Genomic DNA, 12770 nt, shown 5'->3' on the forward strand with positions numbered 1-12770 from the left:
GACTTCTATACTTCTTAGTTTTTAATGATGCTATAGTTGTATTATTAGATAACTTATATCATTAAATAACATAAAATTAGGAGGTAATAAATCATGAAAAAAACTATCAAAAAAATAGTTATTCTGATTTCGGCTATTTCAGTAATACTTGTTATGCTAACGTCAATTGATCTTTTGAACCTTGGGATAAGCGTATCATTGAAGTCAGAACATGCCAACTTTATTCAGGAAAACGAAATTATAACAGAAGTTAAATTTACGGCTCCACCAAATTTCAATGTAGTTCAGTTAGATCCAAAAGAAGAAACTGTTTATGATAAAATCGGAAATTTGCAACAGGTAATTACAACATATGGAGGAAGCGTAAAAAAATTATTTTCTCAAAATGAGTCCTCGATTTCAATCAAGGTATCAGAATCTATTGAATATGTATATATCTTTAATTTCTCTGATAAAACAGTAATTATTAAAAATGGAGTGTTTATTTAATTTATTTTAGGACTATAGGAAAGAAAGGAGAATACAATTATGCTTTTAGAAGTTAAAAATATAGAAAAATACTATGGGAATAGAAGGATTTTGACTAAAGCACTTGATGATCTTAGTTTTGAAGTAGATGAGGGCGAATTTATAAGTATTATGGGGGCTTCAGGTTCAGGTAAAACAACCTTACTTAATTGTATTTCAACAATAGACACGGTAAGCGCAGGCAAGATTTTATTAGAAAACAATGATATTACGGAGTTGCCAGAAAGTCACCTTGCTATTTTTCGTCGAGATAACTTGGGCTTTATTTTTCAAAACTCAAATTTACTTGATACACTTACAATAGAAGAAAATATAGCTCTTCCTCTCACAATAAAAGGACTATCACCAGAAGAAGTAGACAAACGAACTCAGGAGATATCACAACATTTACAAATAAGTGACACACTTTCAAAGTTCCCTTATGAGGTATCTGGAGGTCAAAAACAGCGTTGTGCAGCTGCAAGAGCAGTAGTGACCAAACCAAAACTAATATTGGCAGATGAGCCTACGGGTGCTTTAGATTCTCAGTCTGCTAAAATAATGATGGAACTATTAGAACATATTAATGAATCACTTGGAGCAACTATCCTTCTTGTTACCCACGATGCATTATCAGCTAGCTATGCTGATAGAATCTTGTTTTTAAAAGACGGAAAGATTTTTAATGAGATTAGGAAAGGTGAAAAATCCAATAGAGTCTTTTACCATGAAATTCTAGATGTTCTTTCCTTTGTAGGAGGTAATTAACTATGTTGAGAACATTATCTATTCGTAATGCAAGGCGTCAGGCTGGTCAATATTTACTTTATTTCGTTTCCATTATTGGAGCTGTTGCATTGATTTATGGTTTCAATGCTCTAGTATTTTCTGATGCTATTAAAGAACTTTCCAAAATGATTTCACAGACGGGGGACAATGAACTGGGATATATGATTATTATATTTTCATTTATAGTAGTTATTATTTTAGGATGGTTTGTTGGCTACATGATGAATTTTATGCTGAGAAAGCGTAGCCAAGAATTAAGTACATATATGATTTTGGGAATTGATAAAAAACAAATTATAAGAATGTTCTTTCTGGAAAATTGTATTATTGGGTTAGCTTCACTTATTGTAGGCTGGATTTTGGGCGTATTTATTGCTGAAATTCTTGAAGCAATCGTTATAAATGTATTTGGAGGCAATTATTCTCTATCGGCTGGATTCTCTATACAAGCTGCTGGGATGACTTTGATTTATTATTGCATTATATATCTTATAGCTTTGATTGGAAGTAACAAAAAGCTTAAAAAAATGAAGTTAATTGATTTAATTTACTATAAAGATAAAAATGAAACGACACGTGTTAAAGATTTAAGGATAGGTGTTGGGATGTTCTATATTTCAATTATATGTGGGGTTGCTAGTTTTTATTTATTCTCTTTGCCAACAGGAAACATATCTGATATGTTTACAGGCTTTTTACTAGCGGTACTGTGTCAAGTGTTCTTATTTATTGGGGTTTCACCTACTATGTATAAAATACTTGGAAAGAACAAGCATTGGAAATATAAAAAAACTCATTTACTTTTATACAGATTATTAACTTCAAAGATTAATAGTATGAGTATAGTATTAGGATTTATTTCTGCTCTTTTTACACTATCTATTGCTTGCATAGGTGTGGGGATGTCTTTTTATAACACTATGGAAAAATCCATAGATTTACATGCTTTTGATATATCCATCCTACATATGGATGAACAATATGATTTTACTGAATACACTCAATACTTATCGGATACAGCAAAAATTGACTCAAGCCATATATATAGTCTGTATACTGACCATGATAAAACATTTATGGAAGTTCGTAATAATGTACTTTCTAAATATTTTTCTGAGATAAGAAATGACTTATCACCAGAAGATTACATATTCATGGAAAATCAATATGACACATTTATGAAATACAGTGATTATTCTGCGTTGAGAGAGATACTTGGCTTAGAAGCTATAGAAATGGACGAAAGAAGTTTTATAATTCACTGTATGCCCTATTTGAAAGACAGTTATGATGAATATATTTATAACGGATATAAATTAACCTTAGCTAATAAGGATCTTTCATGTGCAGGTGTATATAAAGATGATATTTCACAATATGGTGGGTATGGAAATGGTCAAGAATATGTACTTGTTGTACCTGATAAATTGATAGATTCACTTGATGTTGTATACAGTCTTTATGTTGCTAATACAAGAGAAAGCATATCGAGTGAGTATCTTAATACATTCAGAAATAAGTTTGATAAGCTGGAAATTATAAACCATAATATAACAAAATCTGTTGATGATGGATTTATGACAAGAATAATACACAAAGATAAGGACTATGTAAGTGGTAGATTTGCAGCGCAAACCACCAGCCAGAGTATAGTTCTGATATTGCCATTTTTTTATCTGGCTTTGATTGTTAGCATTATTGGTACAGTAATACTGTCTGTTCAACTAATAAGTGAAAATAACAAGAATGCTGAGCACTATAGCATGCTCAAAACTTTGGGTATGTCAGACAAAGTTTTGAACAAGACATTGAGAAATCATATATTGCTTTATTTTTCGACACCTTTAATTCCAGCAATATTATTGGGTGGAGGTTTAATCTCAGTTATTACGCGTACCTTATCAGTTATTGCATTTGATGTACCAGTTTTTTATTCAATCAAGACACTTGTTGTTTTGACAGTTGTAGTTACTATTGCTTTATTCATGATAATCTACTGTATTTATGCTTTTGTTACTTATATTGCATATAAAAGGGAAGTATTGAATAGGGCTTGATAGAAATGCTGCGAATGAGGCTTTTTCTGAGTTTTTAAACAACGAAAGCTTTAATTATAAGCAAATACACTTTGTTAAACTTATAGTTGATTATGTTGTTAAGAATGGATTTATAGAGGATAATAGAGTATTAATGGAAGATCCGTTTAGAACTGTAGGTGGCATAATTGATTTATTTGAAAATCTTGTTGAGGAAAGAAATAAATTGACTATGACTATAAATGAAATTAGGGCAAATACATTAGATATAAGTTGATATTAAGAGGAAAAACGATAGTTTGATTAAGTTGAGATAGAAATAAATTATAATAAAAATACTCTAATTTATTTAATATTTAAGTTAGGGTATTTTTATTATTTAGATATGGGAGATGTATAAATGAATATAATAAAGTTATTAGGGATTGAGTATAAAGAAGATATAATAAGTAACCTTATAGTAGGTTTGATAAATGAGTCTAAAGTATTTAGAAATTCCTTTTTAAGAAATATAGTAAAAATAGAATGTATACAAAATATTAACGTCAAGGCACATGCTAGAGTTGCAACATCTTTGGGGATACCAGATATAGTAGTATCTGTAGAAGGAGAAAATACTTCTACATTAGTAGTTATAGAAAATAAATTAAAAGCAGAAGAAGGAGTTAATCAAACTTTAAGATATAGCGACGAAAAATGTATTACGGAATTATTAGCAAATAATAGGATATTTAATAATAATAATAGGCATATTGAAACAAAATTTATATTTTTAACACTTATACCAGAACAAATACCTACAGGAAATAGCTTTGAGAATATTACATACAAAGATATATTAGAAAAAATAAATATAGAAATAGAAGATAATACATTAAATAGAATATACAAAGATTTCCTAATTATAATGAATGAATTTTATAGTGGATTAGAAGTTAATGAAAATGATAAATTACTAGAATGCTTAAACTTAAATGTTGATAGTGAAAAAATTTTTATAAAGTTTAAAAATATTATTAAAGGTATAAAGGATATAGAAGGGATAAATGTAAGTGATGTTGGGAAGATAGTAGGAAGTGGAAGAGTAAATTTTTATACAAAGATATATAAAGATAGTTGGTTAGGAGAGGATACAGCTAATTTAGTTGATGGTAATTATAAAGTTACTAAAAATAGCTATGATATACATATAGAACCTTCTTTTGATGTTTTTAATAATAAGATAACACTACCATTACATTATGAGACAAGACCGTATATTCCGAAAAATAAACTCAGAGAAAAAACAAACACAGAAGATTATGAAGAATATATCAATAAAAGGAATTTGATTAAAGTTTTGGTTCATAAAAAGATATCTGAGATGAATGATGAAAGAATAAAGCCTTACAATGGTTCTAATCAAATAGCATATGTAAAAATAGATGTAGATGAAAATACTACAGTTGAGGATTTTAAAACATTGGTAAAAAAATATATACTTATTTTATCTGAAATTATAGATAGTTGCTTAGAATAATTTATAAAATAAATACACCAGATTATAAAGGCTTAAGGAAGTAGTAAATAAGATTATAAATGTGTATTGTCTGATTCAGATGAAGTAATAGTTGCAAATCAATCAGGAAAAGTACACTCAAAAGAAAATAAAAAGTATAAATTTGAGTATGTAACAGGGCCTTTAGAATATAGTTTTACTAACAACGAAGAAAGTGGAGTTTTACAAAGTAAAGGTATAAAAGAACATGTTTGTGAAATTTTAGAGGGTGGAAGAGAAGCATTTAAGCAAAGAGAGAATAAATATGGATTTTAAATCATAATATTAAAGAAACTATGCCTTATAAGGTATAGTTTCTTTTAATGTGATGAAACTCTTATATAAGGAGGATAGGCAATGAAGAAAATATAGAATATATATTTAATTTATTGTTTATTTTTATTAAGAAATATTAGAAATCATATATAAAGACCATGTTGAAGTTGTATCCAATGTGGTCTTTTCTTTTATTGATGATAAAATAAATGATATAATTATTGGTAAATAAAGGATCTATATAGAATATCATTATCAGAGATTAAGGTGGAAAATAAGTTTTTAAAAGAGATTGATTTACATAGGTTGTATGAAGAAAATATAGAATATATGTTTAATTTAATTAAGCAAGTATATAAATTAAAGCAATAGCTAGAATTAAGTAAGATATAGTTTACAAAAGGTGGAGAATGAAGTACATGAGGAATGCATTAGAGCCATATTTAGGTAAAGAAGTTACTGTAGTTTCAATAGTGAAAGAAATTGAAGAGAGTAACAAGAAGAATAAATTTAAAAATAAAGAAAGAGTTTTACTTAGCAAAGTTATAAATAAAGATAATAATGAATTTTTAGCAGATCATTTATGGTACCCAAAATCTAAATTTAACTCGATAGAAGAATTATCTATAGGTGATACACTAGAGATAAAAGGCAAAGTATCTGTATATTTAAAAGCACTATACAATAAACATGTGAGTAAAAAGTTTAATTATTGTATAGATTTTAATGTAGACAATGTTAAGCGGGTAGGAATTCAGAAATATAATGAAAAGAGAATAGAGTTATACACGGATATATGCAAAAGTAGAGTTAGAAGTGGTTACTATTTTACTATATCTAATTTAAATAAAATACATAGTACCTTAGAAAATAAAGATTATATATATACTAAATTTTTAAGAGATATAATAAAATCTAGACTTTTAAATAATCTAAACTATGAATCAATGCTAATAATAGATAGTAAAGGAAGCATATATACAAAGAATAAAAAATATAAAGAAAAGATAGATTTAAAAGCAAATGAAATTATATTATGTAGAATTGGAGAAAAAATTTATGGAATGGGAAAAGTATACAAATGCTATACTGATATATTAGAAAAAAAAGGTATGTATGAACACATTGATGTAATAGATAGATGGCATGAATTATCAAATAAAGATAAAGATAAGTTAAAAGTAGTATCTTCTAATTTAGAATACATATCACAACCATATATAGATTCAATAGAGAGATTAAAAAGAGCAATAGAGCTTGAAATAGAATATAATAGTAGTGATGACGTAAAAGATAAAAAAATATCAAAAAATAAATTGAGTAAAGCACAATATGTTAAGGATTCAATAATAATAAAGACATCATTAGTAAGGAATAGAGTACATAAAAACTATAACCTTAAAGAATCTGAATTAGATGTTATATACAAAAGTCTTGTTAGGAAGAAATTTAGTATAATGATGAAGATATTTAATATAGTCAAGTTGTATTTGAATAATAACATAGGCTATGACCATGTTTTAGTTATAAATAATTATGGCAAGATTTATTTTATAAAAGTTGATAGAGATAATATAGATATAAATAATTATCTTGAAGAATCAGAGATTGAAATTTGTAGGTTTGGAAAAAAAGTAATTAAGAAAAGTAATATATATCATGATTATATAGAAATTCTAAAAAGAGAGTATGATAATATAGAAGACTTGGATATATGGAACTTATGGTATAGCTTAGATAGTAAAAATACAATAAAAGAAAATATAGTGAAAAAGAATTTTCAACACAGGAAAAACGGTTATATAAATCATTATCTAGTATTAGTAAAAGGAATAGAAAAAGAAATAGAAAAGCAAAAAATATATTGTAAGAGTGAATTTCAGGATATTATAATTTACTAGATAATTGGTAAGTATTATTATATGAAAAAACTTTATATACTGAAAATAAATAATTTGTGGGATATATTTGTGAGGTTCGTATCTACCACTGAAATAAACAAAACACGTTGATAATTTTATCAATGTGTTTTTTATTTAACTAAACAATTAAAACATAAAATTTATATTGACATTGAAGTTACTTCACCCCTTAGAATTTTAATTGTGATACAAAGCTCAATTAAAATTATTTAAATAAAAGGGGAAATAAGAATGATAAATATATTACCTAAAAAACTTAAACTGTTGTACAATTCATTATTAGCTTTTAAAGAAGATAATCTTGCTAACAGTTTTCAAACAATGTATAAAATTCAACCATCTAAAAAAATTAGCAAAGGGTCTGAAGTATTTTATTTCGAAAAAGAATTGCAACCATTACCTAATAATTTTCAATTTAAAGAAGAAAAACTCTCTACTGATAAGTTCATAGAGGAAACAAATACTACAGGGTTAATAGTTATTCATGATGATAAAATAAAATATGAAAATTATTTTTTAGGAGCAAATGAAAACACCCTATTATCATCTAACTCAGTTTGCAAATCATTTGTATCTTCATTACTTGGAATAGCAATTAGTGAAGGCTATATAAGTAGTGTAAATGACCCTATAGGAAAATATGTATCTGAGTTAAAAGATACTGAACTAGAAAAAATATCTATAAAAGATTGCCTGCAGATGTCTTCGGGAATTGATTTTGACGAAGATACTGATATGAGTAAAATGTCAATTTCTATGCTACTTGGAAAGCCAGCTATTAAATATATATCAAAACTAAAAACAAATACTAAACCAGGTAAAGTAAGAAAATATTCAAGTATAAATACAGAAATAATAGGAGAGGTTATAACTAATGCTACTGGATATAGTTTAAGCGAGTATTTAGAGGAGAAAATATGGAAACGTATAGGTATGGAAAAAGATGCATATTGGACACTAAGTAATAATAAAGAACTTGCAATGGGAGGCTTAAGTATATCACTAAGGGATTATGCACGTTTTGCTAGATTATACATAAACAATGGTAAATGGAATAATGAGCAAATTATACCTTCTAATTGGATTAAAGATTCAATAGATACAAGCGAACATCATTTAAGACCAGGTTCAAATAATGATTCTTATAGCGCTTTTGGTTATGGATATAAGTGGTGGGTACCAGAAGGGGAAGAGAGAGAATTTATGGCTATAGGTATATATAGTCAATGGATATATATTAATCCAAATAGGAATGTCATTATTGTAAAAACAAGTGCGCACCCTGGCTTTATGGATACTGATCATGAATTAAAAACGGTTGAATTATTTAGGTCCATTGTAGATAGTGTATCATCTATATAAGCATAGAAAAGGTATATCTCAAAATAGAGATATACCTTTATTTAATTTATTTTAGAATATTACATTTAGATGCTGACATTTAAATTTATATTGACAAAATACATTACATCATCAGTTTTCTTAGGTAAATAAAATTCATATTTTACATAAGCCATATTATTCTTAGGACAATTAAAGTATTTGTTAAGAGATAGTATGTACTCGTTTATTTGCTTAGTCGTACCGTAAAAATTAACAGAAACACATCTTTCATGTATATCTATTTTTATAGAATTTATGTCTTCGTTATTTAAATACTTTTTTAATATTTCAATATTTTTAGGGTTTTCTTTTATAAATAAGAGGTTTTCATTTTCGTATACATTAGTATTTTCAATAATATTATATAAATAAATATAAGTATCATTTATTTCTTCATTTAAGTAAGACAACTCTTTTTCTAAAGACATAGTACCAATGGGACAAATGTTTGAACTTAGTAATTTTTTCATATCCAATGCATAAAGACTATAATTTTGATTTGATATTTTTAAGTTTTCAAAGTTATACTCATTTTTAAAATTGGTTACTGTATTTAATATTTTTTTACTTTTATTTAAATTATACTCTAAGTGTTCAAGCTCTTTCTTTTTTATCTTAAGTATTTCTTCTTGCTTTGATACTAGGTTTTTATATTCATTTAAATCTTCACTCCCTATAGTTTGCTTAATATCTGCTAAAGAAATGCCCAACAGCTTTATTCCAAGTATTAGGCTTAACTTCTCTAAATGTTTAAATAAATAATATCTATATCCATTTTGAGAATTAACCTCAGGCTTTAAAATACCGATTTTATCATAATATCTAAGGGTTTCTTTACTTATATTAAAAATTTTACTAACTTCACCTATTGAAAGTTTCATCTATATCACTCCTTTATAAAAATATTACAAGAGACATAACTATTGATGCCTCTTATAATATGGTTACTTATAACATATATTATTGTTTCGTATTAGCATACTCTAACTCTCCTATGCTAGTATTAGTAGATGGTAATCTATATTTATTCATTAAATAAAAAGATACAATACAAGTTAATACCTCAGCAAAAGGAACTGTAAGCCAAATACCATTTATACCTAGGAACTTAGGCAATATAGAAATACCAATTACTATAAACACTAAACCTCTACTTAAGGCTATTATTATGGACTCCTTAGCATATCCTATAGCTGTAAAATATGATGAATATATTATACTAAATCCATTAAAAATAAATGAAAAAGCATATAACTTAGATCCAATTACAGCTAAATCAACTACAAATTTATCAGAACCAATAAACATAGTAATTAAATTATCACTAAAGAAGAACAATACTATAAATGTAGTTATACAAACTATAAAAGATACAACTATTGATAATTTTAATATAGATTTAACTCTATCAAATTGATTTGCTCCATAGTTATAACTTATTATAGATGTTATACCATCGGCAATTCCAAACACTGTTAGCATTCCAAATTGAGATATATAGTTAATACTTGTAAAAGCTGCAACTCCTGACTCACCAGCAATTTTCATAAATGCATTATTAAATAAATATGCAGATACAACAGTTGCAAGTGCAGACATTGCCTCAGATGAGCCATTATACACAACAGGAATTATGGTATCTTTATTAAACTTTCCTACAAATAAGTTTATTACATTTTCCTTTTTTAACATTGGTGGTACAACTACAATAAATACAGATGAGTATGAAACACCAGTAGCAAGAGCAGCACCAAATATACCTAATTGTAGCTTCTTTATTAATATATAATTTAGTGTAATGTTTACTATTAAACTTACAATCATACCCTTAAAGTATAAATCAGGTTTTTCTACAAGTCTATCTGCAAATCCAATTAAAAAAGCTAAACACATTGGCAATATACATATTGAAATTACTTTTATATACTTTGAAACATCATCTATTAAAATATCATTAGCCCCCAAGGCTAAGCCAATATTTTTACTAAACACAATACCTATAAAAGAAAAGAAAATAGCTCCTAAGCTTAGTAATATAAATGAGGTTTTAAAAATATCCTGAGTTAATTTTTTATTACCTTCACCTAAACTTCTACCCATAAAACTTAAAGAGCCAACACTTATTAGCATTGAAAAACCTATAACAAACTGTATATAGGGTCCTCCTAGGCTAACACTAGCCATAGCGTTTGAACCTATGAAGTTTCCTAAAAATAAACCGTCTATAACAGTTTGCATACCTGCTATTACCATTGCTATGATAGCTGGTACTGAGAATTTTATAAATAAGTTTGAAATCCTACCTTGTTTTAATATGTTTTCTTTCATATTACTACCTCCATAATCAGACTATAGTTAGTAGTATAAAGTGTGAAGTAACTTCAAGGTCAATAGATAATTTTATATTACTCTTATGAATAAGAAATACACGAAGAATATATTGATTTAGCTTAAAATTAAACTATTCACGTAACTTGTTGATTTTTTACAGAATATTCAATATACTTAAATTAATAGGATAGATATACAGAAGATACCATGAAGGTAGAAATTTCTACATGAAGTAGAATGCTATTTTGTGGTATTTTTTGTTATGCAAAAATATATTCAGGGGGATACATTATGATAAGGGGTATTAGAAAGAAACTTAGTTTATTTTTAACAGTAAGCTTAATTACAGCGAGCATGATTGGATGCAGTTCATCAAATATTGGGGGAGATAAAGAAGGCAAAAAAAATGATATGCTAGTAATAGCAACGGCTAATGACATTGGAGACTTAAATGCACATGGATATAGTCCTATGTATGGTCAAAATTTTTTGTATGAAGGATTAACTACTTTTGAAGAAGGGGAAGTAAAGCCTGCATTAGCAGAAAAATGGGATGTTTCAGAAGATGGTAAAGAATACACTTTCTACTTACGAAAAAATGTAAATTTTACTGATGGTTCACAACTTAATGCTAAAGTAGTTAAGAAGAATTTTGATGCATTTTTAAAAAATAAAGATGCTCATTCTTTCTTGGAGTCAGTTAATTTAATGGAATCTGTAGAGGTAGTAGATGATTATACAGTAAAAATAAAGTATAAAGAGTCATATTATCCAGTTTTACAAGAACTTGCTTTATCTAGACCAGTTCGAATAATGGCTGAGGCATCATTTCCAGATGATGGAGATACATCTGAAAAAATAAAAAAGCCAATAGGTACAGGTATGTGGAAGCTAAAAGAATATAAAGCAGGAGAGTATGCTATTCTTGAGAGAAATGAAGATTATTGGGGAGAAAAACCAAAGTTTAAAGAAGTTAAAATGGTAGTTACTCCAGATGGTGACACTGCCGTAAATGCTCTAAAAGCTGGAGAAGTTAATATGATATTTGACGTTGAAAGTAGGCTATCACCAGATGCATTTAATGAGTTGAAATCAAGTGGATTTAAAACTCAAGTTTCACAGCCTTTAAGTACAGTTTCTTTAATCGTAAATGCTACTAATGGACCTACAAAAGATTTAAAAGTGAGAAAAGCATTACAACACGGAGTAGATAAAGAAGTTATTTCAAAGCATGTATTTTATGGATTGCAAGAACCGGCAGACACATTATTTGATAAAAATGTTCCTTATTGTGATATCAATTTAGAAAAATATGAATATGACCTAGAAAAAGCAGGAAAAATGCTTGATGAAGCTGGTTGGAAATTAGAAGAAGGTAAAGAGTATAGATCTAAAGATGGAAAAGAACTAGAATTAGGTTTTTATTATGATGGAGATAATGTCATATACAAATCTTTAGGAGAAGTACTACAAAGTGAATATAAAAAGATGGGTGTAAAGATAAACTTAGAATCTCAAGAAAGACAAGCTTTAATTGATAAGACTAAGAGTGGTGATTTTGACATAACTATAACTGAAACATGGGGAGATCCATATGATCCACATACATTAGTAGCTTCTATGAAAAATGATGGGTATGCAGATTATCAAGCTCAAAAGGGACTTCCTATGAAGAAAGAATTAGATGAAAAAATAGGTAAGGTTATAGTTGAAAATGATGAAAAGACTAGACAAAATCTATACACTGATATACTAACAACATTACATGATCAAGCAGTATACTTACCAATTTCTAAGACTACAAGATTGGTTGCATGCGATAAAGATTTAACTGGAATAAAGTTTAATACACTTTACTACATACCAATTGAAGAAGTTACTAGAGAGTCTAAATAAGATAGATACATAGTTAGATTAAAGTATAAATAAACTTAAGCTCTAGTTATATAAAATTAATACTAGAGCTTAAGTTTATTTTAATTATAAGAC

General features: G+C 27.4%; 11 protein-coding genes. 9 read left to right on the top strand and 2 right to left on the bottom strand.

Annotated elements, in window-relative coordinates; translation table 11 throughout:
* Positions 1-93: 93 nt before the first annotated feature.
* The 8 genes from ATCC9714_RS07435 to ATCC9714_RS07470 all read left to right on the top strand — a co-directional run bounded on the left by ATCC9714_RS07435 (position 94) and on the right by ATCC9714_RS07470 (position 8429).
* Positions 94-489, top strand: coding sequence for a hypothetical protein (locus ATCC9714_RS07435; protein WP_057544898.1), 396 nt, complete (start codon positions 94-96; stop codon positions 487-489).
* A 39-nt stretch (positions 490-528) separates the two neighbouring features.
* Entirely contained in the window at positions 529-1275 is a 747-nt protein-coding gene (locus ATCC9714_RS07440; protein WP_057544899.1) for an ABC transporter ATP-binding protein, read from the top strand.
* Between the two features lie 2 nt (positions 1276-1277).
* Positions 1278-3353, top strand: coding sequence for an FtsX-like permease family protein (locus ATCC9714_RS07445; protein ID WP_057544900.1), 2076 nt, complete (start codon positions 1278-1280; stop codon positions 3351-3353).
* Entirely contained in the window at positions 3343-3609 is a 267-nt protein-coding gene (locus ATCC9714_RS07450; RefSeq protein WP_330374718.1) for a type I restriction-modification enzyme R subunit C-terminal domain-containing protein, read from the top strand. Before ATCC9714_RS07445 ends, ATCC9714_RS07450 begins: the two co-directional genes overlap by 11 nt.
* 123 nt (positions 3610-3732) lie before the next feature.
* Complete coding sequence (locus ATCC9714_RS07455; RefSeq protein ID WP_057544901.1) at positions 3733-4851, top strand: hypothetical protein; 1119 nt, start codon at positions 3733-3735, stop codon at positions 4849-4851.
* 66 nt (positions 4852-4917) lie between these two features.
* Positions 4918-5145 (top strand): hypothetical protein, encoded by a 228-nt coding sequence (locus ATCC9714_RS07460; protein WP_021124428.1) that lies wholly within the window; start codon positions 4918-4920, stop codon positions 5143-5145.
* Between the two features lie 419 nt (positions 5146-5564).
* Entirely contained in the window at positions 5565-7046 is a 1482-nt protein-coding gene (locus ATCC9714_RS07465; protein WP_057544902.1) for a hypothetical protein, read from the top strand.
* A gap of 252 nt (positions 7047-7298) precedes the next feature.
* Positions 7299-8429, top strand: coding sequence for a serine hydrolase domain-containing protein (locus ATCC9714_RS07470; protein WP_057544903.1), 1131 nt, complete (start codon positions 7299-7301; stop codon positions 8427-8429).
* Between the two features lie 65 nt (positions 8430-8494).
* Here ATCC9714_RS07470 and ATCC9714_RS07475 read toward each other — a convergent pair whose 3' ends face one another.
* On the bottom strand, positions 8495-9331 hold the full coding sequence (locus tag ATCC9714_RS07475; RefSeq protein WP_057544904.1) for a MerR family DNA-binding transcriptional regulator: 837 nt from the start codon (positions 9329-9331) through the stop codon (positions 8495-8497).
* Positions 9332-9410: 79 nt separating this feature from the next.
* The gene (locus ATCC9714_RS07480; protein ID WP_057544905.1) at positions 9411-10778 is read right to left on the bottom strand and encodes an MATE family efflux transporter; all 1368 of its coding nucleotides are present in this window, start codon (positions 10776-10778) and stop codon (positions 9411-9413) included.
* Positions 10779-11072: 294 nt separating this feature from the next.
* Here ATCC9714_RS07480 and nikA point away from each other — a divergent pair, with 294 nt between their 5' ends.
* Positions 11073-12677 (top strand): nickel ABC transporter substrate-binding protein, encoded by a 1605-nt coding sequence (gene nikA, locus ATCC9714_RS07485; protein WP_057574280.1) that lies wholly within the window; start codon positions 11073-11075, stop codon positions 12675-12677.
* Positions 12678-12770: the final 93 nt, after the last annotated feature.

Origin of the sequence: Paraclostridium sordellii (assembly GCF_000953675.1) — a bacterium.
Classification (GTDB): domain Bacteria; phylum Bacillota; class Clostridia; order Peptostreptococcales; family Peptostreptococcaceae; genus Paraclostridium; species Paraclostridium sordellii.